At 69.4% G+C, this 23,068-nt stretch carries 19 protein-coding genes; 7 read left to right on the plus strand and 12 right to left on the minus strand.

Going from position 1 to position 23,068, the window contains the following annotated elements; genetic code table 11:
- Nucleotides 1-69: 69 nt before the first annotated feature.
- The gene (rodA, locus tag ABVN73_RS19200; protein ID WP_353859850.1) at nucleotides 70-1,242 is read left to right on the plus strand and encodes a rod shape-determining protein RodA; all 1,173 of its coding nucleotides are present in this window, start codon (nucleotides 70-72) and stop codon (nucleotides 1,240-1,242) included.
- Between the two features lie 22 nt (nucleotides 1,243-1,264).
- Here rodA and ABVN73_RS19205 read toward each other — a convergent pair whose 3' ends face one another.
- The 4 genes from ABVN73_RS19205 to ABVN73_RS19220 form a co-directional block, all read right to left on the minus strand.
- Entirely contained in the window at nucleotides 1,265-2,569 is a 1,305-nt protein-coding gene (locus ABVN73_RS19205) for a hemolysin family protein (protein ID WP_353859851.1), read from the minus strand.
- 26 nt (nucleotides 2,570-2,595) lie between these two features.
- Complete coding sequence (locus ABVN73_RS19210) at nucleotides 2,596-3,195, minus strand: exopolysaccharide biosynthesis protein (RefSeq protein WP_353859852.1); 600 nt, start codon at nucleotides 3,193-3,195, stop codon at nucleotides 2,596-2,598.
- Nucleotides 3,196-3,421: 226 nt separating this feature from the next.
- Nucleotides 3,422-4,618, minus strand: coding sequence for a HAMP domain-containing sensor histidine kinase (locus ABVN73_RS19215; protein WP_353859853.1), 1,197 nt, complete (start codon nucleotides 4,616-4,618; stop codon nucleotides 3,422-3,424).
- 24 nt (nucleotides 4,619-4,642) lie between these two features.
- Complete coding sequence (locus tag ABVN73_RS19220) at nucleotides 4,643-5,755, minus strand: cobalamin-dependent protein (protein WP_353859854.1); 1,113 nt, start codon at nucleotides 5,753-5,755, stop codon at nucleotides 4,643-4,645.
- A 340-nt stretch (nucleotides 5,756-6,095) separates the two neighbouring features.
- On the opposite strand from ABVN73_RS19220, the gene ABVN73_RS19225 reads away from it, so the two are divergent.
- On the plus strand, nucleotides 6,096-7,472 hold the full coding sequence (locus ABVN73_RS19225; protein ID WP_353859855.1) for a hypothetical protein: 1,377 nt from the start codon (nucleotides 6,096-6,098) through the stop codon (nucleotides 7,470-7,472).
- Nucleotides 7,473-7,613: 141 nt separating this feature from the next.
- On the opposite strand, the gene ABVN73_RS19230 is transcribed toward ABVN73_RS19225, so the two are convergent.
- The gene (locus tag ABVN73_RS19230) at nucleotides 7,614-8,048 is read right to left on the minus strand and encodes a response regulator (protein WP_353859856.1); all 435 of its coding nucleotides are present in this window, start codon (nucleotides 8,046-8,048) and stop codon (nucleotides 7,614-7,616) included.
- Between the two features lie 295 nt (nucleotides 8,049-8,343).
- Here ABVN73_RS19230 and ABVN73_RS19235 point away from each other — a divergent pair, with 295 nt between their 5' ends.
- Together ABVN73_RS19235 and hpnH are read left to right on the plus strand one after the other, a co-directional pair.
- On the plus strand, nucleotides 8,344-8,961 hold the full coding sequence (locus ABVN73_RS19235) for a hydrolase (RefSeq protein WP_353859857.1): 618 nt from the start codon (nucleotides 8,344-8,346) through the stop codon (nucleotides 8,959-8,961).
- Between the two features lie 217 nt (nucleotides 8,962-9,178).
- Entirely contained in the window at nucleotides 9,179-10,306 is a 1,128-nt protein-coding gene (hpnH, locus tag ABVN73_RS19240) for an adenosyl-hopene transferase HpnH (protein WP_353859858.1), read from the plus strand.
- Here hpnH and ABVN73_RS19245 read toward each other — a convergent pair.
- The 3 genes from ABVN73_RS19245 to shc are packed head-to-tail and all read right to left on the minus strand — an operon-like array spanning nucleotide 10,247 to nucleotide 13,298.
- The gene (locus tag ABVN73_RS19245) at nucleotides 10,247-10,951 is read right to left on the minus strand and encodes a hypothetical protein (protein WP_353859859.1); all 705 of its coding nucleotides are present in this window, start codon (nucleotides 10,949-10,951) and stop codon (nucleotides 10,247-10,249) included. The genes hpnH and ABVN73_RS19245 overlap by 60 nt on opposite strands.
- 9 nt (nucleotides 10,952-10,960) lie before the next feature.
- The gene (locus tag ABVN73_RS19250; protein WP_353859860.1) at nucleotides 10,961-11,356 is read right to left on the minus strand and encodes a DUF2141 domain-containing protein; all 396 of its coding nucleotides are present in this window, start codon (nucleotides 11,354-11,356) and stop codon (nucleotides 10,961-10,963) included.
- A 10-nt stretch (nucleotides 11,357-11,366) separates the two neighbouring features.
- Nucleotides 11,367-13,298 (minus strand): squalene--hopene cyclase, encoded by a 1,932-nt coding sequence (gene shc, locus ABVN73_RS19255; RefSeq protein WP_353859861.1) that lies wholly within the window; start codon nucleotides 13,296-13,298, stop codon nucleotides 11,367-11,369.
- A gap of 173 nt (nucleotides 13,299-13,471) precedes the next feature.
- On the opposite strand from shc, the gene ABVN73_RS19260 reads away from it, so the two are divergent.
- Nucleotides 13,472-16,159 (plus strand): MMPL family transporter, encoded by a 2,688-nt coding sequence (locus ABVN73_RS19260; RefSeq protein ID WP_353859862.1) that lies wholly within the window; start codon nucleotides 13,472-13,474, stop codon nucleotides 16,157-16,159.
- Here the strand turns inward: ABVN73_RS19260 and ABVN73_RS19265 are convergent.
- Together ABVN73_RS19265 and ABVN73_RS19270 are read right to left on the minus strand one after the other, a co-directional pair.
- Entirely contained in the window at nucleotides 16,071-17,156 is a 1,086-nt protein-coding gene (locus tag ABVN73_RS19265; RefSeq protein ID WP_353859863.1) for a hypothetical protein, read from the minus strand. The two genes, ABVN73_RS19260 and ABVN73_RS19265, sit on opposite strands and share 89 nt — an antisense overlap.
- Before the next feature lie 32 nt (nucleotides 17,157-17,188).
- On the minus strand, nucleotides 17,189-18,283 hold the full coding sequence (locus ABVN73_RS19270) for a sulfotransferase (protein WP_353859864.1): 1,095 nt from the start codon (nucleotides 18,281-18,283) through the stop codon (nucleotides 17,189-17,191).
- Between the two features lie 171 nt (nucleotides 18,284-18,454).
- Here ABVN73_RS19270 and ABVN73_RS19275 point away from each other — a divergent pair, with 171 nt between their 5' ends.
- A complete protein-coding gene (locus tag ABVN73_RS19275) occupies nucleotides 18,455-19,105 on the plus strand; it encodes an ABC transporter substrate-binding protein (protein ID WP_353859865.1) in 651 nt (216 codons plus the stop codon).
- Nucleotides 19,106-19,110: 5 nt separating this feature from the next.
- Entirely contained in the window at nucleotides 19,111-20,076 is a 966-nt protein-coding gene (locus tag ABVN73_RS19280; RefSeq protein WP_353859866.1) for an NAD-dependent epimerase/dehydratase family protein, read from the plus strand.
- A 103-nt stretch (nucleotides 20,077-20,179) separates the two neighbouring features.
- On the opposite strand, the gene cueR is transcribed toward ABVN73_RS19280, so the two are convergent.
- Nucleotides 20,180-20,599, minus strand: coding sequence for a Cu(I)-responsive transcriptional regulator (cueR, locus tag ABVN73_RS19285; protein ID WP_353860828.1), 420 nt, complete (start codon nucleotides 20,597-20,599; stop codon nucleotides 20,180-20,182).
- An 11-nt stretch (nucleotides 20,600-20,610) separates the two neighbouring features.
- Nucleotides 20,611-23,007 (minus strand): heavy metal translocating P-type ATPase, encoded by a 2,397-nt coding sequence (locus ABVN73_RS19290; RefSeq protein ID WP_353859867.1) that lies wholly within the window; start codon nucleotides 23,005-23,007, stop codon nucleotides 20,611-20,613.
- Nucleotides 23,008-23,068 lie beyond the last annotated feature (61 nt).

Raw genomic sequence — 23,068 nt, forward strand, 5'->3', positions numbered from 1 at the left:
TCCGCCGCGCAAGGCGCCGCCGCTTGCCCTTCCGGCACGGACGCCCCCGGACACAACGAACGTTTCCTCATGGTCGCGGTCCTTTCGAACCACGGGTCGGGCGGGCTGGCCCCGCAGCGCCCGGAACTGACGCTCGGCAGCAAGTTCCGCATGATCAACTGGGGGCTGGTGCTCCTGGTCTGCATCATCACGTCGGTCGGGGTCGCCCTGCTCTATTCGGCCGCCGGCGGCAACTGGCGGCCCTGGGCGCAGCCGCAGCTCGTGCGCGCCATCCCCGGCCTGATCCTCATGCTGATGATCGCGCTGGTCGACGTGCGGCACCTGATGAAGTCGGCCTACGCCATATTCCTGATCGTGCTCTGCCTGCTGGTGGCGGTGGAGCTGATGGGGCGCATCGGCATGGGCGCCCAGCGCTGGATCGACCTGGGCTTCTTCCAGCTCCAGCCGTCGGAACTGATGAAGCCGGCGCTCACCCTGGCACTGGCCCGCTATTTCCACGGCATCTCGCTCGACCAGATCGGCCGTCCGCTGCTGTTGATCCCGCCGCTGCTGCTGGTCTTCACCCCGGTGGCGCTGGTGCTGATGCAGCCGAACCTGGGCACTTCGCTGCTGCTGATCATGGGCAGCGGCGCCGTCTTTTTCGCCGCCGGGGTGCGCATCTGGAAGTTCCTGTTGGTCATCGGCGGCGGCCTGTCGGCCATCCCCGTCGCCTGGGAGTTCCTGCACGACTACCAGAAGCAGCGCGTCTACACCTTCCTCGACCCGGAGACCGACCCGCTGGGCGCCGGCTACAACATCCTCCAGTCCAAGATCGCGCTGGGTTCGGGCGGTCTGTTCGGCAAGGGCTTCATGTCCGGCTCGCAAAGCCAGCTGATGTTCCTGCCGGAGAAGCACACCGACTTCATCTTCGTGGTGCTGGCCGAGGAGTTCGGGATGGTCGGCGCGCTGATCCTGCTGGCGCTCTACCTGATGCTGTTCATCTACGGCGTGGTCATCGCGCTGAGCTGCCGCAGCCAGTTCGCCCGGCTGGTGGCGGTCGGCATGACCGCGCAGTTCTTCCTCTATGTGATGGTCAACGTGTCGATGGTCACCGGCCTGATCCCGGTGGTGGGCATCCCGCTGCCGCTGGTGTCCTACGGCGGGTCGGCGATGATGACGCTGATGATCGGCGTGGGGCTTCTGCTCAGCATGTCGGTCCACCGCGAGGTCCGCATCCCCAAGAGCGGCGTCACCGAGTTGTGACGCCGCTCTGCGGAAGACCCCGTCAGCCCTCCGAGACCTCGCCGTTCTCCTGGATCAGCACCTTGTCGATGCGCCGGCCGTCCATGTCGACGACCTCGAAACGCAGGCCGTTCCAGTGGAAATGTTCCGCGGCGATGGGCACATGGCCCAGCCGGTCCAACATGAAGCCGGCGATGGTGTGGTAATCGCCCTCGCCCTTCAACCCTCTCACGCCGACCAGCGACTCCACCTCCTCCACCGGGGTCATGCCGTCGACCAGCCAGGAGCCGTCCTCCCGCTGGACCGCGAAGCCGTCGCCTTCCTGCCCCTGTTCGGGCAACTCGCCGGCGATCGCCTCCATGATGTCGGTCACGGTGACGATGCCCTCGACGCTGCCATACTCGTCCACCACCACGGCCATGTGGATGCTGGCCTGCTTGAACAGCTCCAGCAGCCGCAGGACGGGGGTGCCGTCATGGACGATCAGCGGCTCCACCATTGCCTCGCGCAGGTCGAAGCGGCGACCCTGGAGCGCCTGGTTGAGCAGCGCCTTGCTGGACACGATGCCCTGCACCTCGTCCACGTCGCCGCGGCAGACCGGGAAGCGGGAATAGCCGCTGGCCTGGATCTCCTTGGCGATGGCGTCGGGCGGGTCGTCGAGATCGATCCAGACGAGGTCCGGCCGCGGCGTCATGATCGACCGCGCGGTGCGGTCTGACAGGCGGAACACGCCCTCGATCATCTGCCGCTCGGCGGGCTCAAACACGCCGCTCTGCGTGCCCTCCTTGATGAGGCTCTTGACCTCCTCCTCGGTGACGGTCTGCTCGCGCGCGGTGGGCAGGCGCAGCAGCTTCATCACGCCCTCGGTCGAGACGCCGAGCAGCCAGACCAGCGGCATGGCGACGCGCGACAGGACGCTCATCGGGCCGGCCACGCCGGCGGCGATGCGCTCCGCGTTGACCAGCGCCATGCGCTTGGGCACCAGCTCGCCGATGATCAGCGACAGGTAGGTGATCGCGGCGACGACCAGCGCGAAGGCCACCTGCTGCCCGTAGGGGGCGATCCAGGCGACGTTGGCGTCCAGGACCGTGCCCAGGCGGTCGGCCAGGGTCGCGCCGCCGTAGGCGCCGGCGATGATGCCGATCAGCGTGATGCCGACCTGCACGGTGGAGAGGAAGTTGCCGGGGTCCTCCGACAGTTTCAGCGCGGCACGGGCACCCTTGCTGCGCGTTTCCTCGGCCATCTGCTGAAGCCGCGCGCGTCGCGACGACACCAGCGCCATTTCCGACATCGCGAAAAAGGCGTTCAGCAGGATCAGCAAAATGATGACCAGAACTTCCCAGATCATGGCGGCGAGCCCGTGGGCGCTCCCTTTTAGGAAAACAATTTATGGAAGATCAGCATGCCGGCCTGCCCGAAACCGAACAGGACGGCGGCGACGATGACGATGGCGATCAGCCCGGCGACGAGGCCGGCGATGACGAAGGCCCCATCCTTCTCGATCAGCCCCAGCGCGATCAGCGCGATGGCGAAGGCCGGCGGCTGGTTGCCGAAGACGATGGGCAGGGCCAGGATCCCGGCGAGGATCATCACGGCCACGCCGAGCAGCCGCTCCGCCGTCGGGGCGGTCATCGCCGGCAAACGCGGGCGCAGATGCCGCTCCAGCCGGTCAACGTGGGGCTTCGCCTTGGCGATCACCCGCAGGAAGGCGTCGCGGTCGAGCGTGAGGGCGGCCAGCCGGCGCGGCAGCCAGGGGCGGTCGCGCCCGGCGGCGATCTGAGCGCCGATCAGCAGCATGGGCAGGCCGGTGGCCGTGGACAGGCCGGGCACCGGCAGGATGTTCGGAATGGACAGGATCAGAAGCAGGGCGCCGAAGGCACGGTCGCCCAGAATGCCCACGAGGTCGCCCAACGCGATCCGCGCGCCGTGATCATGGTTCAGGAAATCGTCCAGCACCGCCGAAGCGGGGTTCACCGGCGAAAAACCGGTGGTCGCGGCATCGCCGCGGTCAACGCCCTCCGGAGCCTGACAATCCGGGGACGTGTCGGGAGGTCGGCCGTCGCTCACGGCGCTCCCCAGGGAGGCCGCCCGAGCCGGCGGAGGGGTAAACCCATGAACCTTTCGCGTCGCAACATCGTAAGGGCTCCTTTTACAGCATCGCCGGTCGGCGCGCCAGCCCGTCTGTGGAATGCCCCGCTTCTCAAGGGGATGATGCCACCAATGGCAGATCCACCGTGAAGGTCGAACCGCGCCCCGGCGCCGAATCGGCGGTGATGCGCCCGCCATGCCCCTCGACGATGGAGCGGCAGATGTACAGGCCGAGGCCAACCGTCCCCTCCCCCTCGGTGCCCAGCCGGCCGGTGCGGGCGAAGGGCTGGAAGAGCTGCGCCAGCTCGGCCGGAGGAATGCCACGCCCGCCGTCGGACACACGCAGACGCACCCGGCCACCCTCCTCGCCCGCGGCCTCGCTGAGGGCGACACGGACCCGTCCGCCCCGGTCGGAGTATTTGACGGCGTTCGACAGAAGGTTGTTGAGAAGCTGATCCAGCTTGGCCGGGTCGATCTCGGCCATGGGCAACGGGCGTTCGGGCACGGACAGCTCGATAATGATGCACTTGCCCTCGGCCAACACGCGATTCATCGAGACGTTCCGCCGGACCAGCGCCGCCAGATCGGTCGGCCGCCGCGTCAGCCGCAGCCGCCCCGCCTGGAGCGCCGCCAGGGACAGCGCGTCCTCCACCATGTGGCGCATCGACAGGCTGGATTCCCGGATGCGCTCCAGGCAGGCGCGCTCCGCCGCCTCCAGCCGCCCGTCCAGCCGTTGCTCCAGCAGTTCCGCAAAGCCGACGACGACCTGGAGCGGCGTGCGCAGGTCGTGGGCCAGCATGCCCATCAGGCGGTTCTTCTGCTCGTTGCTGGCGGCCAACTCGGCGTTTGCCTTGGCAAGCGCCCGCTGGACGTTGGCGAGCTCGTTGTTGAGCAGGGTCATCTCGTCGAACAGCGCGTCGGCGGTGGTAATCTCCGGCTTGGGCACCGCCGCCCCAATGGGGGCGAGCCGCCGGGCCAGCCGTGGATTGAGCGCGTCCAGCGCCTCCATCAGCGCCGGGAGGCCGCCGGGCGCCGGCGTCACGGCCAGCACCATGCCCTCCGCGTCGCAAAGTCCGCTGACATGGAGCACCCCGGCAGGGTCGAGCCGGCTGGGCACGGGATGATCGAGCGCCCGGCCCGCCTTGCGCAGGCCGCTGAACAGATCCAGCGCCCCCGCCACCGCGTCCGGACCGAACAGGGCCGGAAAGGGCGTGCCGGGCTTTCCCGTCAATCCCGGCAGTCCGGCGCCCAGCCGGTGCAGGGCGCGCAGCCGCCCGTCGTGGTCGCAGGTCAGGACCAGCGCGTCCATCTCCCCTCCTTCACGCTGCGCTCATCAGGCCACGCCGGCGGCGCGGTCCGGGGCGGCCGGGCGGATCAGCCGCTCCGCAAGAGCGACGGCCTCCTGCGCGCCGGGCGCGAAAGCGTCGGCGCCCACCGTCCTCCACAAATCCGGGACGAGGTTGAAGGGGTAGCCGCCGACCAGCACCTGCGGCGGCCGCTCCCACGGTTCGGCGCGCACCGCGGCGATGAGGGCGGCCACCCGCCCGACATGGGCGGTGATGGTGGCCGACACCGCCAGGACCTGGGCGTTCCGCTCCCGCAGCGCGTGGACGATGCTGCTCGCAGGCGTGTTGGCGCCGAGATAGTGGCTGTCCCAGCCGGCCATCTCGAAGAAGTCGGCGACCATGCGGATGCCGATCTCGTGCTGCTCCCCGCTGACGCAGGTGGCGACCATCGACAGGCCGCGCCGCTCGGCGGCGAAGATCGCCGGGTAGAGCTGGCCCATGATCGCCTGGGTGGCGGCGGTGGCGAAATGCTCATGCGCCACGGTGATCGCGCGCGTCTGCCACAGCCGTCCGATCTCGCGCAGGGTCGGCTGGAACACATGCAGGTAAAGGTCGGGCACCGCCGCCCCGGTGGCGGTGGCCTCCGTCACCAGCGCCATCGCCCGGCGCCGGTCGCCGGCCAGCAGCGCGTCCATGTAGGAGCGCGCGAGCGCGCCGAGCGGCGCGTCCGGCCGGACGTAGGGCGGCGCCTCCCGCGGCAGGCCGGGCAAAGCAGACAGCCCCGCTTCAACGCAGGCGCGCACGCGCGCCGCCGTGGCGGGGTCGACCCGGACGGCCACCACGTCGCGCAGGATTTCCAGGCTTTCGCCCAACTCCCCGTCGGGAATGCCGATGCCGGCGAAGAGGATCTTGACCCAGGCCACATACTCGCGGAACAGGGCCGGGCTGTCGCTCGCCACCGCCTCCGCAAGATAGAGCAGGTGGAAACCGACATCCTCGACGCAGCGCTCCCGGCCGGCCTCGCCGTAGCGGGCGTAGAGCGCCGGCCAGCGCTCGAACTGGGTGGCGACGACGGCGCGCGCCAACTCCTCGCGGCGGTCCACGATGGGATTCGAGGCGATCCGTATCGGGCCCTGGGCAGGCCGGACGGTCCCCGGCATGGCACGGCGTCTCCGGTCAGGGGGTGTTCGGACAGGAAGGTGCGCCCTCCCATCCATTACCGCAACGCCTGACTGCACCAAATCGTCCCGTTTCCGGGACGCGGACGGTCCTTACGCCGCCATCCATCCGCAACCGTGAGCCCGCGGTCCGCCTGCATGGACCGGTTGGTTTGTTCACAAATCCCGGACAGCCGCGTCCTTACAGCAGGCCCCTGAATCCATCCAATAACGCATTCGGCGGTACAGGAGCCGGCCTGAAGAGGCCTTTCCCTCAATCCCTGCCTTTGCCAGGCCGCTCATTGAACAAACACCCACCCTTTAGACAGCAGGAGTTGCGGAGATGAAATTAATCTCGTCAAAGTCCAACATTGTCAGCAACATTGCCAAGTATCCCAACACGACAAAATACGTTGGATTCTATCCAGGAGTTTTTGCATCCCCTATCGGAAATGATACAATTGACCAACCTGATTATACACCAAAAGGCAACCCAAGCCTCCTTCATTTACTCAACATATTCTTTAAACAATGCGTTGGTGGATCCAAGGGGGTGTACGCGAATACATTCGACATAGACATAAGGAAAAAAGAGAATTTTACACAACTTTTGTTGAAAAATGCTTTTAACAAAATTCCTGGAATCGAAGATGACCTTAAAAAAATTTCAAATGCAGATGGCTTTTCCAGAATTTGTGCCGAACAAGGGTTATTCAATCCATTTGCGAAATACAATGTGCTCGATGCTGCCGCAGTCGAGGGCGCGTGCTTATCCAATAATACATTGTTTTCAATATTCCCATACAATTTTATGACGCAAAACCAACAAACAGCTCAGCAAAAAGCAGTAGAGCTTTTGGTGGATTTGCAGAAATGCCCGAACATCGAAAAATTAATATTATGCGGCCACAGCAACGGAGGAATCCTTATCTACTATATAGCCATGTACCTTGAGCTATTTATTGAAGAGGGGTGTCTGGATTTTATGATGACAACTGAGACGGATGCGGAAGGAAGACAGAAATTAAGCCCGAAAGGCACATTGAGGAAACTGACCTTTGTCGATCCGGCGCTCCGAGAAACACTAAAAAAAATCATCGATGCCGGCGAATTTTACCTTACATCGATCATGTCTCCCTTCAAAGGAAGTGAAAAGGCGAATTTGATCGACTTTTTGCTCAGCACTCCACTTGGGAAACTGGCGCTGGGAGGGGGAAACATGATCCGTTCACTTTCCGGATATGCGAACGAGGACTCTCTGCAGGTTCCTCGACATCTTCTGACCGAACAACCGCTGATTGACAAGATTATGGACACAAGCGGGTCACTCATTTTTCCTGATCCGACAATCGAAGGCATGCCTTATAGCACAAGCAGCATAGTTAACAGCATGTCGGAAAAGACAAAAGCCAAAAAAATCTGCATATATTCAGACAAACACATGACAGTCGATTCATACGCCCTGGTCTCACAGGAAGGTGGAGACGCACCTCCGTTTTATGTTATGCCAATCGGCGAAGCGAAAGGAGACGGAACCGTCGTGGCGACGTCTCAGATACTTGAAGGTGTGATGCCATCGAATTGTATTCCAATTGAAGAGAATTTCCGACACAACGAACTCATGCAAAATATGTCCACAATTCTGAAATATACGCCAGGCCTTGAGGATGAGTACAAAAATTATTTGGAGATCAAGAAAATTATTTCTGGTTTGGAGTAGAAGACATTGATCGGCCGAATCGTTGAGTGAACAAATGGACACTCGACGGAGGCACTCATTGTCAAGTCGCGGCTGAACAGAAATTCAGCCGCGACGCCATGCGCCACGCCGCCGGACGCAAAGCTCCAGGTGGGGCCTTTCTCAGCGCCCCTTCTGAAGAACGAAGGTCAACCGCTTCTGAAGGTCGGCCTTCGACACCGGCTTCACCAGATAGCCGGAGATGCCATAGGCGATGGCCCGCTTGACGGTGTCCGCCTCGCGATGGGCGGTGAGGACGATCACCGGAAGGTCGGCCAGCGGGTTGCCGGTGGCCGTGCGCAGCGCGTGCAGCAGGTCCAGCCCGCTCATCCGCGGCATCTCCAGGTCGCAGATGGCGAGGTCGACCTTTTCCGGATGGTCGCGCAGGATGGCCAGCGCCGACACGCCGTCCGACGCCTCCCACACTTGGCGAACCCTCAGATCCTGGAGCAGGCGGCTCATCAACCGGCGGGTGAAGTCATCGTCCTCGATCAGCAGGACGTGCAGGTCGCTGATGCTGCGGCTCAGCACCCCATCCTTCGCGGGTTCGTTCAGCATCGGCGCGGCCACCCCTATCCGTGTCGTTGCATTGGGGGAATGAAGGATTACGCTACATCGTCACGAACGACCAGAGAAGACGAAAAATGATGCGAATTTAGTAATTTATGCAACCTCAGGCAGGGCGATGCGGTGCGCCGTCGTGACCGATGGCGGCCTTGCGACGGGGGCCGTTGTCCGCACGGTCGGCGATCTGCTAAACCCGCGCAACCCGATGACTCATCGGGCCGACGGCCGGGGCCGCCCCTGGGCACGGCCCCGCACCCCGCCCGCGGTTCCGGAACGGCCAGCCACCATGCAACTCGACCTTCTCAAGCGACCGGACGGACGCACCGCCATCCTGATGCCGTCCGGATTCGTCCTCGACCTGCTGACTCCGGACGCCACGGGCATGCCGATCGAGGACATCGCCCAGTGCCTGTCGTCGCAGCCGCGCTGGGGCGGCGCGGCGCGGCCCTGGTACTCGGTCGCCGAGCATTCGGTGATGGTGTCGCGTCTGGTGCCGCCGCCCCTGGCCTACTCGGCCCTGATGCACGACTGCGAGGAGTTCCTCGGCGACTGGCCGTCCCCGGTGAAGGTGATGCTGGACCGCGACTACGTCAAACAGCGCCTTCATCCGGTCAAGGACGCGCTGCGTCGCTGGTTCGGCTTCAACGACGAGGTCCCGGCCATCAAGCAGGCCGACCTCGTCTGCATGGCGACCGAACTTCGCGACCTCCTGCCGCCCGCCTGGCTGGATTGGGGGCATCTGCCGCCCGCCCACCCGGACAGGATCGTGCCGGTCGGCCCCGATCGGGCCTACACGCTTTTCCTGGAGCGGTACGAGGAGTCGAAGCACCTCGCCCAGCCGCTCAATGCCAAGGCCGGGAGGGCCAAAGCCACGCGGAGCAGGCGCAAGACGCCGAACCCTTAGCCATCACGTCGAGCCCCCGCGCCGAAGAAGGCGTACGCGTGCCCCGTACGTCCCGCGACACCTCCCCGCGCCCGGCACCGCGGCAAGTATCATACAGTAACCTACCTGCCGTGCGTCCCCGGACGCTCCAAACTGGAGCGCACCGCAATTTCAGGGACAGGCGCATGACGGTGATCCAGCAGACGGCGATCCACCACGGTCCGGGAGAGGCGTAGCCATGGCCGTTCCCGCGATCCAGGCGGCTCTGGTCGGCGCCTACGTGCTGCGCCAGCGCCTCAAGGGCAACCGGCGCTTCCCGCTGGTGCTCATGATGGAGCCGCTGTTCCGCTGCAACCTTGCCTGCGCCGGCTGCGGGAAGATCGACTACCCCGACCCGATCCTGCGCCGCCGTCTGTCGGTGGAGGAGGCCCTGGGCGCGGTGGACGAATGCGGCGCCCCGGTGGTGTCCATCGCCGGGGGCGAGCCGCTGCTGCACCCCGAGATCCACACCATCGCCGCCGGAATCGTGGCGCGGCGTAAGTTCGTCTATCTCTGCACCAACGCCCTGCTGATGGAAAAGCGGCTCGACCGCTTCACCCCCAGCCCCTTCTTCACATGGTCGGTCCATCTCGACGGCGGTCGGGAGGAGCATGACAAGGCGGTCTGCCAGCCGGGGGTCTACGACCGGGCCGTGGCGGCGATCCGCGCCGCCAAGGCGCGCGGCTTCCGCGTCAACATCAACTGCACCCTGTTCGACGGGGCGGAGCCCGAGAAGGTCGCCGCCTTCCTTGACGAGGCCATGGAGGCCGGCATCGACGCCGTCACCGTGTCGCCCGGCTACGCCTACGAACGCGCGCCCGATCAGGAGCATTTCCTGAACCGCCGCAAGACCAAGGAGCTGTTCCGCGACATCTTCGCGCGGGGACGGGGCCGGAAATGGCGCTTCTCGCAATCGTCCCTGTTTCTGGACTTCCTGGCCGGCAACCGCAGCTATCGCTGCTCGCCCTGGGGCAACCCGACGCGCAACGTCTTCGGCTGGCAGCGCCCCTGCTATCTGCTGGGCGAGGGCTATGCCTCGACCTTCAAGGCGCTGATGGAGGAGACGGACTGGGACGCTTACGGCACCGGCAACTACGAGAAATGCGCCGATTGCATGGTCCACAGCGGCTATGAGCCGACCGCCGTGGAGGACACGCTGCGCAATCCCTTGTCGGCGCTGGCGGTCAGCCTGCGCGGGCCGCGCACCGACGGACCGATGGCGCCGGAGATCCCGCTGGACCGCCAACGCCCGGCGGAGGAAGTCTTCTCACGCCATGTCGCGGACACGCTGCGCCGGATCGAGGCCGAGCGGACCGCCGCCGAGTAGATCGGCGGGAAGGGCGCGGGCCGCCCGGCGCAGCGCCGCCAGGGCGTGGCCGAGGTCCAAGGCCAGCCGGCCCAGCGCGACGATCTGACGGGGGTCGGCGGCCAGGCGCGCCAGCACGGCGCCGGGGGCCATGCGCCCTCCTTCGTCCAGCCCGGCCAGCGCCGCCGCGGGCAGCGCCCGCCACGCCGGGTCGGCGACCGCGCGCAGCACGGCGAAGGGCCGCCCCCAGGCCAGGCAGGCCCGCGCGACGGCGAGGCTTTCCAGATCGACCGCCGCCGCGCCGCTCAGAGCGCGCAAGCGCGCCTTGTCCCCGACCGTCGCCGCGGGTGTCCGCACTCCGATCACCACGCCGGGACGGGCCTGCGGCACGGCGTTGCGCAGGCGGTCCCGCCAGGGCCGACAGGTTTCGAGAACGGCCCCGTCCTCATCGACGACCGCGTCCGCCAGGATCAGCGAACCTGGCCGCAGGCCGGGCGCCAGACCGCCCGCGATTCCGAAGCTGACGATCCCGCAGGCGCCGCCCTCCAGCAGGCGATGCGCCGCCACCGCGGCGGCGGCGTCCCCCGTGGCGCAGGCCACGGGCAGCGCGCCGCGCCGGGCGAGGCGGGCCTCCAACGCCATGCCCGTGAGGATCGCGGCGGCCATCACGCCTCCTTATGGCGATATCCAGTAACGCAGCGTCAACACCGTCTCCACCCCATCCTCCCCCACCGTCACGGCGGCGTCGCGGAAACTCGGCGGGGCCAGGAGGACGGCGGCGTCGTTGCCGAATCCAAACCCCTCCCGCGGGACGCCCAGAAGGTTGCGGTCCAGCTGACCGTTGCCGTTCTCGTCGTGGTAGGCGCGCAGCGCGTAGGTCCCCGGCGGCACGTCGGGCACGGAGACGCTCACCGAACCCTCCGCCGCCGGGGCGGTGACCCGGAAGGCGCAGCGCCCCGCCGGGTAGGCCGCCTCCTCGCAGACGGCGAGGACGATCTCCCCCTCGCCGTTGCGCACGCCCTGGACGCTCACGGTCAGAGCCGCGACCAGGACCGCCGCTGCCGCTCTCACACCCGCCCCATCACACCCTTAGGGCCCGGTAGCGGGCCAGCGCCCACAGCGGGAAGCTCGCCGCGTAGCCGTGGTACTTCAAATAGAAGACCCGCGGGAAACCCACGGCGGTGAAGGGCTCCTCGCTCCACAGCCCTTCGGCGTCGCGTGCGGACAGCAGATACTCCACGCCGCGGTCCACCGCCGGGTGATTGCCCTTGCCCGCCGCCATCAGCCCGAGCAGCGCCCAGGCGGTCTGCGAGGCGGTGGAGACCGGCCCCTCGCCGCGCGGGTTGCCCGCCCAGTAGCTGGCGCCGTCCTCGCCCCAGCCGCCGTCGGGGCGCTGGTGGGCGAGCAGCCATTGCGCGGCGCGCTGCACCGCCGGGGCCGTGTGCGGCACCCCGGCGGCGTTCAGCGCCTCCAGCGCCGACCAGGTGCCGTAGACGTAGTTGGTGCCCCAGCGCCCGAACCAGGCGCCGTCGCTCTCCTGCTCCCGCTCCAGGAAGGTCAGGCCGCGGCGGGTCGGCAGGGTGTCGCGCCCCTCGCCCAGCCGGGCCAGCATCATGACGCAGCGCGCCGTCACGTCGGCGGTCGGCGGGTCGAGCAGGGCGCCGTGGTCGGCGAAGGGGATGTGGTTCAGGAAGTCGTGCTGGTTCTCGGCGTCAAAGGCGCCCCAGCCGCCGTTGCGGCTCTGCATGCCGACGATCCAGTCGCGCGCGCGGCGGATCGGCTCGCCATAGCGCTCGGCGTCCAGCCGTTGCAGGGCCATCACCACCATGGCGGTGTCGTCGGTGTCCGGGTAATGGGCGTTGTTGTACTGGAAGGCCCAGCCGCCCGAGGCCAGCCCCGGACGCTGCCACGCCCAGTCGCCCTCCACGTCGAGAATCTGGCGGCCGATCAGCCAATCCGCGCCGCGCCGGGCGGCCGCGCGGGCCGGCTGGCTTCCGGTCTCCAGCAGGGCGTTGCAGATGATCGCGGTGTCCCAGACCGGCGACAGGCAGGGCTGGCAATAGACCCGTCCCGGCTGCCGCACCACCAGCCCGCGCAAGGCGCGGCGCGCCGTCGCCGCGTCGGGATGGTCGGGCGGGACGCCCAGGCAATGGAACATCAGCACGGCGTTGACCATCGCCGGGAAGATGGCCCCCAGCCCGTCCTCCCCGTTCAGCCGCTCGGTCACGAAGCGGACGGCGCGGTCGATGGCCGTCTGGCGTCCGTTGGCGGGCAGGCGCGGCTCCACCGCGTGCAGCGCCGCGTCGAGCGCCCGGAACAGCGTGGCCCAGCCGCCGCGGTTGTTGTTGCTGTGCCAGTTGCGCACCCGCTCCGGCGGTTCGGTGAACAGCTCGGCGATGCCAACGCCGCGCGGGTTGCGGGCGCGCAGCCGGTGCGCCATGACGACCAGAAGCGGCACCACCACCGTCCGCGACCAGTAGGAGATGCGGGAGATGTGGAAGGGCGACCAGGGCGGCAGGTTCATCACCTCCACCGGCATCGCCGGCACGGCGCGCCAGGGAATCTGCCCGAACTGGGCCAGCAGGATGCGGGTGAAGACGTTGCAGCGCGCCGCCCCGCCGCGCGCCAGGATCGCCTCGCGGGCGCGGCGCATATGCGGCGCGTCGGGGCTGTCCCCCGCCGCCTTCAGCGCGAAGTAGGCCTTCACGCTGCAGCTGATGTCCATGGCGCCGCCGAAGAACAGCGGCCAGCCGCCGTCCTTGCCCTGCCGCCCGCGGATGAAGGCCGCCAGGCCCGCCTCAAGCTCCGGGTCGATCTCGTCCAGGATGTGGTGCAGCAACAGATATTCGGACGGGATGGTGGCGTCGGCCTCCAACTCGAACACCCAGTGGCCGTCGGCCTGCTGGCGGCGGATCAGGGCGTCCGTGGCTTCGGCCACGGCGTCGCTCACGGCCTTGGCCGACGGCTCGGCCCGTTGGACCCGCAAGGTTGTGCTTGCGTTGTGGTCTTGCATCGGCGCTCCCGCTTTGCCCCGGTGTTCCCCGTGGGTGTTTCCCCATGGTGGAGGTATCTGGGTAACGAGGTGCCGTGGTTCGCCCATTGGTTGGAAGTAACATACAGTAGCGTACGTTGGGTGCCTCAGGTTGTCCTGGCAGACTGCGTACGCTTTCGAGGGAGACGTACAGCGTGACAGAACGGCAAGGTGTCCTGGGCCGGATGGCGGACCTCGGCCGCGCCATGATCGGGGGCCTGGGCGCCCTGTCCTGCCGAAGGCCGCGCGTGACCCTGGGCGTCTGGGTGCTGCTGTCCGTCCTGGCCGGCTGGTATTCCGCCGACAATCTGACGATGAGCACCAGCACGTCGGACATGATCTCGCCCGACACCGCCTTCCGCCAGCACACGGAGGAGTACCGGCAGGCCTTCCCCTTTGCCGACGACCAGATCGTCGTCGTCGTGGACAGCCCGTCCCCCGACCAGTCGGACGCCGCCGCCGTACGTCTGGCGGAGCGCATGTCCCTCCGTACGGACGTGCTGTCGTCGGTGGAGGTGCCGTCCGCCGACCCGTACTTCCGCCACTACGGCCTGCTCTTTCTCGACACGGAAAAATTGCAGGATCTGGCGACCCGGCTGGCCGGGGCGCAGGCGGCGCTGGGGGCGCTGAACGCCGCCCCGAACCTGCAGGGGCTGGCCGACCTGCTGGACCTGATCCTGACCCACGCGGACGAGGGGGCGCCGGCCACCCCCGCCGAACTGCTGAACCGGCTGGCGGTCAGCACCGCGACGGTGGCGGATAGGCGTCCAGTGCCGCTGTCCTGGACCGGGCTGGTGCAGGCCGCGGAGGAGGAGGACCGGGCGGCCAACCGCCGCTTCGTCCTGGCCCGGCCCATCCTGGACAACAGCTCCTTCGGGCGCGGGCGGCCCGCGGTGACCGCGGTGCACGAGGCCATCGGCGCGGTGATGGCGGAGCCGGTCGGCCAGGGGGTCGAGATGCGGGTCACGGGCGCCGTGCCGCTGCGCCAGACGGAGCTGGACACGGTGGCCAACAGCGCCGGGCTGGCCACCACCCTGTCCTTCATCCTGGTCTCGGCGGTGCTGATCGCCGGGATGCGGTCGGGGCGGCTGATCGCCTGCATCATGGTGGTGCTTCTGCTCGGCCTGACGCTGAGCGCCGGGGCGGCGGCGCTGACCGTGGGGCGGCTGAACCTGATCTCGGTCACCTGCGCGGTGATGTTCTTCGGGCTGGGCGACGATTACGGCGGGCATCTCGGCCTGCGCTACCAGGAGGAGCTGCGCCGCGGCCTGCCGCCGCTGGCCGCCGCCATCGAGGCGGTGCGGGCGGTCGGGCCGGCGCTGGTCCTCAGCACCCTGTGCGCCATCATCGGCTTCCTGTCCTTCGTGCCGACCGCCTATCTGGGGCTGGCGGAGTTCGGCGTGATCTCCGCCGTCGGCATGGTGGTGGCCCTGCTCATCAGCCTGAGCCTTCTGCCGGCCTTGATCGTCCTGCTGCACCCCGGCCCCGGCGTCCCGGCGCCGGAACGCGAGGACCGCGGCTTCGCCGGCTGGGTGAGCCGCCACCATCGCGCCATCCTCGGCCTGGCCGGAGCCAGCGCCGTCCTCTCCATGGCGGCGCTGCCGCTGGTGCGGCTGGACGTCAACCCGCTGAACCTGCAGGACGAGACGACGGAGGCCGTCGCCACCTACCGCGACCTGGCGACCACCCCGCGCACCTCGCCCTATTCCGTCAACATCCTGACCCCCGACCTCGCGGCGGCGCAGGCGCTGGCCGACCGGCTGCGCCGCCTGCCGGAATCCGGCGGCGTGCGGACCTTCGCCAGCTTCATCCCCAAGGACCAGGAGGCCAAGCTGCCCATCCTGGCCGACATGTCGCTGCTGCTCGGCCCCAGCCTGACCGCCCCGGCGGCCACGGCGGCGCTGGACCAGGGCGGGCTGGAGCGGGCCTTCGCCACGCTGAGGGGCGTGGTGGGAGGGTATCTGTCCGACAAGCGCGACGGGCCGCCCGAGCTGCGCGCCGCCGTGCAGGGATTCGCCAACGCCCTGGCCCGCATCCAGCCGGCGCAGCTCGCCACGCTCGACGCCGCCCTGACCGGGGGCGTGCCGCCGCTGCTCGACCGGCTGCGCGAGGGCATGGCGGTCGAGCGGCCGGTCACCGCCGCCGACGTGCCGGACAGCCTGAAGGACCGCTGGATCGCCGCGGACGGACGCGCCCGCGTCGAGGTGCTGCCCACCCACGACATCTCCGACAGCCGCGCGATGGCCGACTTCGCCGACGCGGTGCTGGCCGTCGCCCCCAACGCCACCGGCGCCCCGGTGACGGTGACGGAGGCGGCGCGGGTCGTCGGCTCCTCCTTCCTGGAGGCGACGGCGCTGACGCTGGTGCTGATGGTGCTGCTGCTGGTCGCCGTTCAGCGCTCGGTGACCGGGATGGTGCTGATCCTGGCGCCGCTGGTCCTGGCCGCCCTGTGGACGATGGCGACTGCCGGGCTGCTGGACATCCCCTTCAACTTCGCCAACGTGATCGTCATCCCGCTGCTGTTCGCGCTCGGCGTGTCGAGCAGCATCCACATGGTCACGCGCGGGCAGGATCTGGTGCGGGAGGGGGCGTCGGACAGCGACTTCGGCATCGAGCTTCTGGTGACCAGCACGCCGCGCGCCGTCCTGGTCAGCACGCTGACCACCAGCACCGCCTTCGCCACGCTGGCGCTGTCCAACCATCGCGGTCTCTCCAGCATGGGGGTGCTGCTGGCGGTGTCGATCACCTACACGGTCATCTCGTCGCTGGTGGTTCTGCCGGCGCTGATGATCCAGTGGCACCGCTGGCGGCTTCGTCGCAGACCAGCAGTCCCGGCGCGGTGACCGAGCCGACGATCAGCCGTCCGTTCCACGACAGGGCGACCGTGGCGGCGGGGAAGCGCCGACCGTCCTCGTCCAGCAGGACGTCCGTCCCGGCGGGGCCGACCGCCGCGATCCGCGTTGGTGCCGCCGCCCCGCCCGGCCAGCCGTAGCGGTGCAGCGCCAGCCGGAACGGCGACGGGTGCAGCGCCACCAGCAGCCGGCCGTCCGGGGCCGGCGTCAGGTTGTCCGGCCCGCCCGGAACGGCGATGCGTCGCGGCGGCGCCTGCGGGTCGGACAGGCGGAGGACGAGCAGCGCGTCCTCCCGCGTGGCGGCGACGGTCAGGCGGTCGTGGGCCGGGTCGGGGAGCAGGCCGTTGGCGAAGCCGATCCCGCCGGCCAGGACGCGGGCCTCGTTCTTCTCGACGAGGCCGACGAAGCCGTGGCGCCCGCCGAAAACATTGTCCCGGATCACCGCCCCCCAGCCGCAGCCGCCATGGCTGCTGGTGAAGAGGAAGCGCTCTCCGTCGAGGAAGGCGACGTCGTTGGCCTGGCAGAGCAGCGGACCGGCGGTGCTTCCCTGGTGGGTCAGGGCAACGCCGTCCAGGCGGTAACGCTCGACCGAGGCCGACCCGTCCCCGTGACGGCTGATGGCGAGCAGGGAGCGTGAGCCGTCCGGCTCCGCGCGCAGGTCGATGCCCGCCGGACGCAGGCCGGTGGCGAGGGAAGTGACGGTGACGGCGGTCGGCGCGTCGAGGGTGTGCAGGTCCAGAAGATAGAGGCCGCCCGTGGTTCCGGCCCGGCGGTCGTAGGCGGACAGCACCGCCTGACCGCGCGCGGCGTCGAGCGCCATGTCCTCGATGCCGATGACCGGAGCGCCGTCGGCGGTGACGGAGACGGTGCGGCAGGCGGAGTGGGCTGGAAGGGTGAGGAGGGTGAGGAGGAGTGCGGTTGCCCCCACCCTCCGCCGCTGGGCGGAGGAGGGCCAGATTCCCTTCCCCGCCCAGCGGAGGATGGTCAAGATAGGGGCGAGACTCCGCCATCCCGCGCCCCTCACGCCACACCGGCCCCCCAGCGGGCGACGAAGGGCGCCCATTCGCGGTCCACCCGCTCCCGCCCTTCGGCGGACAGGCGGTGGCGGTTCTTCGCGTAATCGCTCACCGCCCCCAGATAGGCCTCGAAGTTCGGGCGCGCCGCCGCGTATCCCGGAAGGTCCAGCGTCCGGTACAGCCGTTCCACCTCCGCCAGCGGATCGCGCTCGAAGCGTTCGAACGGCACCTCGGCGAAGCGGTCCGCCGGCAGGTCCGCCGTGTCGTCGATCAGCGCCTGCATGATGCGCGGGTAATGGTCCAGCACGACCCGCTCCACGTCGATGTGCCCGTGCGGCTGGAGCGCCAGCCGCGCCAGCAGCGTCCGGTAGAAGCCGACCGTGGACACGAACACCGCCCGCGGGTCGCGGTGGATGTGGATGAAGCGCGCGTCGGGCCAGATCTCCCGCATCATGGCGACCCGCGCGCTGTAGACCGGGTTCTTCAGCAGGATGCAGCGCCCGCCCTGGGCGATCGACACCTTCTCCAGGAAATAGAGGAAGCGGCGTTTCCAGGCCTCCCGCTCCGCCGCCGTGCAGCCGTCGAAATAGAGGCCGCGGCGCAGGTTCTCGTCGAACCGTTCCGGGAAATAGAGGCCATGGTAGAAGGAGACCGGCGACATGTTCGCCAGGGCGATCTCGTCCTCCTGCGGACTGTCGGCCTTGACCGGCACGTTGTCGATGTAGCGCCGCTCCGGCAGGGCGCGGGCCAGCAGCGGCCTCAGGACCGAGCCCAGACCCAGCATGTCCCAGGGCAGGCCGACCGCGAAGGGGTCGATGATGCCGAATTGCGGGTCGCGGCTCAGCACGTTGTAGAGATGGGTCGTGCCGCTGCGCCAATGGCCGAGGATGAAGACCGGCGGCGGCAGGCCGGTGCCCTTCCGCCGCCGCGCCGCCACCCAGCCGGCCTCGGCCAGCGAGAAGGGCGCGCGCCCCAGCGCCGAGGCCAGCGCCGCCAGCGCCGTCGGCCAGCCGCGCCCGCGCGGAGCGCCGTTGCGCGCCAGCACGGTCAGCAGCGTGACGGCGTCGCAGCCGTACAGCGGATGGTCCGGGATCGGCATCCACCCCCGTCGTCCCGTCATCGGCCTACCCATCCGGACACCTCCCTTCGACAGCGCCGCGCAGGAGGATAGACCGGGCCGGACGCTGTTACATCCCACACGGACGGTTGAATCCGCCTGCCCCGAACGGGCAGATTTCCACGACCAACGCAGGAGCATGGGAACGCCGCGATGATTGGTTCCATCTCACGCCGGACCTGGATGCGCGCCGCGCTCGCGCTGGCCGTGCTGGCGGCCGGCCTGCTGCCGGTCCCCGCCGTGGCGCAGCAGGCCGGGAACACCCCGGGCGCCCGCGCCACGGTGGCGCGGCTGAACGAGGCCATCCTGTCCCTGATGCGGGAGGCCGCCGGGCGGGAGCCGGCACGGGCGCGGCTCCAGCGTTTCCTGCCGGTGATGCTCGACACCTTCGACCTGGAGGCCGCGCTCCGCGTCGCCGCCGCTCCCTATTTCGACCAGTCGGCGGAGCCGGAGAAGCGGCAGGCGCTGGACGCCTTCGCCCGGCGCAGCGCCGCGCAGTATGTGGACCGCTTCGACAGCTACGACGGCCAGCGGATCGAGATCGTCGGCGAACGGCCGGCCCCGCGCGGGATGCTGCTGGTCGACACCGATCTGGTGCGCGCGGGCAAGACGCCGGTGCGGCTGAGCTACCTGTTGCGTCCGGAAGGCGACCGCTGGCGCATCCTCGACGTGCTGGCGAAGGGCACGGTCAGCCAACTCGCCACCCAGCGCTCGGAATTCCAGAACACGCTGCGCGGCGGCGGGCTGGCCGCCCTGACGCGCGACCTCAACAGCAACGCCGACCGCATCCTCGGCGGGGCGTGAGGGGAATGGGGGTCACGCTCGTCACCGGTGGCAGCGGTTTCATCGGCGGGCATCTGGTGGCGGCGCTGGCGGCGCGGGGCGAGCGGGTGCGCGTCCTCGACCTCCAGGACCCGCCGGACGGCCTGCCGCCGGACGTGGAGGTCCGGCACGGCTCCATCCTCGACGCGGCGGCGGTGGCCCGCGCGCTGGATGGGGTGGAGCGGGTCCATCATCTCGCCGCCGTGGCGACGCTGTGGGACCGCGACCCGACCGTCTTCGACCGGGTGAACCGGCAGGGCACGCGGGTGGTCCTGGACGCGGCGGCGCGGGCGCCGGGCGTGAAACGCTTCGTCCATTGCTCGACCGAGGCCGTGATGATCGGCCACCCGCCGCCGCGCCGCCTCGATGAGAGCGCCGATCCGGGGCTGGAGGCGCTGGCCGGTCCCTACTGCCGGTCGAAGTATCTGGCCGAGAAGGACGCGCTGGCCGCCGCGGCGCAAGGGCTGCCGGTGGTGGTGGTCAACCCCACGGCGCCCATCGGCCCCGGCGACCGGCTGCCCACCCCGCCGAACGCCATGCTGCGCCTGTTCCGGCGCGGCGGGCCGCGGCTGATCCTCGATTGCGTGCTGAACCTCGTGGACGTGCGCGACGTGGCGCAGGGCATGATCCTGGCCGCGGAACGCGGACGGATCGGCGAGCGCTACATCCTGGGGGGCGAGGACATCGGGTTGGGCGATCTGGCGGAGCGGATCGACCGGCTGTGCGGGAGGGTGCCGCTCCGCCGCCATCCCGTGCCTCCGGCTTTGGCGCTGGCGGCCGCGCGGGTGGAGGAATGGCTGTCCGACCATGTGACGCGCCGCCCGCCCACCGCGCCGGTGACCGGCGTCCGGCTGGCGCTGGGCGGCGGCGGCTTCGACAGCGGCAAGGCGATGCGGGAGCTGGGCTACACGGTGCGGCCGCTGGAGGCGAGTTTGCGGGCGGCGTTGGGGTAGCGGGTTGCCCCCACCCTTCCCACGGCTTCCCCGTGGGCCCCTTCCCTCCCCCGCTGTCGCAGGAGAGGGAGCTTGATCCCCTCCCCTGCGAAGCGGGGGAGGGTCAGGGTGGGGGCTCGTGGCAGCAACTTCCCCCACCCTCCTCCAAATCCCGCAGGATCGGGCAATCCGGCCGCTCGTCGCCGTGGCAGGCGTGCGCGAGGTGCTTCAGCGTGTCGCTCATCGCGCGCAGCTCGGCGATCTTCGCCTCCAGCTCCGCCACATGGTCGAGCGCCACGCGCTTCACCTCGGCGCTGGAGCGGCTGCGGTCCTGCCACAGCCCGACCAGGATCTGGATGCGCTCGATGCTGAAGCCCAGCGTCCGCGCCCGCTTGACGAAGCGCAGGACGTTCACGTCGCTCGACGAATAGACGCGGTAGCCCGACGCGGTCCGCCCGGCCTCGGGGATCAGGCCGATGGACTCGTAGTAGCGGATCAGCTTGGCGTTGACGCCGGAGGCCTTCGCCGCGTCCCCGATGGTCATGCCGCCCACGCTCATGGCTTCCACCCCCGCAGCGACAGCGCGTTCAGCACGACGCTGACCGAACTCAGCGCCATCGCCGCCCCGGCCAGCACCGGGCTGAGCAGGCCCGACGCCGCCAGCGGAATGCCGACCAGATTGTAGATGAAGGCCCAGAACAGACCCTGGCGGATCTTGGAATAGGTGCGGCGCGACACGTCGATGGAACCGGCGACCAGGGCCGGATCGCCGCGCATCAGCGTGACCCCGGCGGTGTGCATCGCCACGTCGGTGCCGGTCGCCATGGCGATGCCGACGTCGGCGGCGGCCAGCGCCGGGGCGTCGTTGATGCCGTCGCCGACCATGCCGACGACCTTGCCCTCCGCCTTCAGCGTCGCCACCACATCGGCCTTGCCGTCCGGAAGCACCTCGGCGAAGACGCGGTCGATGCCCAGGTCGGCGGCCACCGCGCGGGCGGCCCCGGCACCGTCGCCGGTGACCATCACCGTCTCCACCCCCTGCGCCTTCAGGGAGCGGACGGCGGCGCGGGCGCTCTCCTTCACCGTGTCGCCGAAGGCGACAAGGCCCAGCACGCGGCGCTCCGGCGCCGTCTCGGCCAGCCAGGACAGGGTGCGGCCGGCGGATTCCAGCGCCGCCGCCCGCGCCTCCAGCACCGCGTCGGACAGGCCGTTCTCCGCGATCAGCCGCTTGCTGCCCAGCAGCAGGGCGCGGCCCTCCACGCCGGCCGACACGCCGCGCCCGGCCAGCGCCTTGAACCCCTCCGGGGCGGGAGCGGCCACGCCCTGCTCCGCCGCACGGTCGCGGACGGCACGGGCCAGCGGGTGCTCGCTGCCGGTCTGGAGCGCCGCGGCGAGCCGCAGGAGCTTCTCGTCGTCGACGCCATCCGCGGGCACCAGATCGGTGACGCGGGGCTTGCCCTCGGTCAGCGTGCCGGTCTTGTCGAAGGCCACGGCGGTGATGGCGTGGGCGTGCTCCAGCGCCTCAGCGTCCTTGATGAGGATGCCGTGGCGGGCCGCAGCCCCGGTGCCGACCATGATGGCGGTCGGCGTGGCGAGGCCCAGCGCGCAGGGGCAGGCGATGACCAGCACCGACACCGCCGTGATGATCGCCGTCTCCGCGTTCCCCGTGCCGATCCACCAGCCGACGAGCGTCGCCGCGGCGATGCCCAGCACCACCGGCACGAAGACCGCCGCCACCTTGTCGACCAGCCGCTGGATCGGCGCCTTGGACGCCTGGGCGCCCTCGACCATGCGGACGATCTTGGCGAGCATCGTCTCGGCGCCCACCGCCACCGTCTCGACCAGCAGCAGCCCGTCCACGTTGATCGAGCCGCCGGTGACGCGCGAGCCCGGCGCCTTCTCCACCGGCAGGCTCTCGCCGGTCAGCATGGATTCGTCCACGCTGCCCGCCCCCTCCACGACACGCCCGTCCACGGGGATGCGCTCGCCGGGGCGGACCGCCACGCGGTCGCCGACGCGCACCTGGGCGATGGGCAGGTCCACCTCGACGCCGTCGCGGCGGACGCGGGCGGTGTCCGGGCGAAGCTGCATCAGCGCGCGGATCGCGGCCGCCGTCCGTCCCTTGGCGCGGGCCTCCAGCCACTTGCCGAGCAGCACGAAGGTGATGAGCACCGCCGACGCCTCGAAATAGAGGTGCGGCGTATGCCCCGGATGCGCCGTCAGCATCGTGTAGACGCTGAGGCCCCAGGCCGCGGAGGTGCCGAGCGCCACCAGCAGATCCATGTTGCCGGACCCGGCGCGCGCGGCCATGAAGCCGGCCCGGTAGAAGCGCCAGCCCAGCCAGAACTGCACCGGGGTCGCCAGCAGGAACTGCGCCCAGGGCGGCAGCATCAGGTTCAGCCCCAGCAGGTCCCCGGCCATGCCGAGAACCAGCGGCGCCGACAGCGCGGCGGCGATCAGCACATGGTGGAGGTCCCGCCGGTTGCGGTCCTGCGCCGGGTCCTCCGCCGCCGCGGACTCCGTCGCGGAGACGGAAGCGGCGGTGAAGCCGGTCATCTCCACCGCCTCGGCCAGCCGGGCGGCGTCCACCGTCCCGGCGTAGGCGGTGACGTGCGCCCGCTCCGTCGCGAGGTTGACGGCGGCGGATTCCACACCCGGCACGCGCAGCAACGCCTTTTCGACGCGCGCGACGCAGGAGGCGCAGGTCATCCCGCCGACCGTCAGGTCGAAGTCCTGCCTCTGCGGTTCGAAGCCGACGGTCTCGATGGCCTCCGCCACCGCCCGCGGATCGGGATCGCCCGCGAAGGCGACCCGCGCCCGCTCGGTGGCGAGGTTGACCGACACGCTGGTGACGCCCGGCAGACGCGACAGCGCCTTTTCAACCCGCCCCACGCAGGAGGCGCAGGTCATGCCGGAGATGCCGATGTCGAGGTCGGTGGTGGTGGCGGACATGATCGTCCTTTCTTCGTCGTCAACCGGCTTCCCCAGATAAGGCTTCCAATGATTGGAAGGT

The organism is Azospirillum formosense (genome assembly GCF_040500525.1).
GTDB classification, from domain to species: domain Bacteria; phylum Pseudomonadota; class Alphaproteobacteria; order Azospirillales; family Azospirillaceae; genus Azospirillum; species Azospirillum formosense_A.

What these genes read in the sequence shown, in the direction of transcription:
- ABVN73_RS19205 (WP_353859851.1), bottom strand. Translation starts at nt 2,569, where the DNA reads ATGATCTGGGAAGTTCTGGTCATCATTTTGCTGATCCTGCTGAACGCC.
- ABVN73_RS19230 (WP_353859856.1), bottom strand. Translation starts at nt 8,048, where the DNA reads ATGCTGAACGAACCCGCGAAGGATGGGGTGCTGAGCCGCAGCATCAGC.
- ABVN73_RS19225 (WP_353859855.1), top strand. Translation starts at nt 6,096, where the DNA reads ATGAAATTAATCTCGTCAAAGTCCAACATTGTCAGCAACATTGCCAAG.
- ABVN73_RS19245 (WP_353859859.1), bottom strand. Translation starts at nt 10,951, where the DNA reads ATGGCCGCCGCGATCCTCACGGGCATGGCGTTGGAGGCCCGCCTCGCC.
- rodA (WP_353859850.1), top strand. Translation starts at nt 70, where the DNA reads ATGGTCGCGGTCCTTTCGAACCACGGGTCGGGCGGGCTGGCCCCGCAG.
- shc (WP_353859861.1), bottom strand. Translation starts at nt 13,298, where the DNA reads ATGCAAGACCACAACGCAAGCACAACCTTGCGGGTCCAACGGGCCGAG.
- ABVN73_RS19220 (WP_353859854.1), bottom strand. Translation starts at nt 5,755, where the DNA reads ATGCCGGGGACCGTCCGGCCTGCCCAGGGCCCGATACGGATCGCCTCG.
- ABVN73_RS19215 (WP_353859853.1), bottom strand. Translation starts at nt 4,618, where the DNA reads ATGGACGCGCTGGTCCTGACCTGCGACCACGACGGGCGGCTGCGCGCC.
- hpnH (WP_353859858.1), top strand. Translation starts at nt 9,179, where the DNA reads ATGGCCGTTCCCGCGATCCAGGCGGCTCTGGTCGGCGCCTACGTGCTG.
- ABVN73_RS19280 (WP_353859866.1), top strand. Translation starts at nt 19,111, where the DNA reads ATGGGGGTCACGCTCGTCACCGGTGGCAGCGGTTTCATCGGCGGGCAT.
- ABVN73_RS19270 (WP_353859864.1), bottom strand. Translation starts at nt 18,283, where the DNA reads ATGCCGATCCCGGACCATCCGCTGTACGGCTGCGACGCCGTCACGCTG.
- ABVN73_RS19275 (WP_353859865.1), top strand. Translation starts at nt 18,455, where the DNA reads ATGATTGGTTCCATCTCACGCCGGACCTGGATGCGCGCCGCGCTCGCG.
- ABVN73_RS19290 (WP_353859867.1), bottom strand. Translation starts at nt 23,007, where the DNA reads ATGTCCGCCACCACCACCGACCTCGACATCGGCATCTCCGGCATGACC.
- ABVN73_RS19235 (WP_353859857.1), top strand. Translation starts at nt 8,344, where the DNA reads ATGCAACTCGACCTTCTCAAGCGACCGGACGGACGCACCGCCATCCTG.
- cueR (WP_353860828.1), bottom strand. Translation starts at nt 20,599, where the DNA reads ATGACCATCGGGGACGCGGCGAAGGCCTCCGGCGTCAACGCCAAGCTG.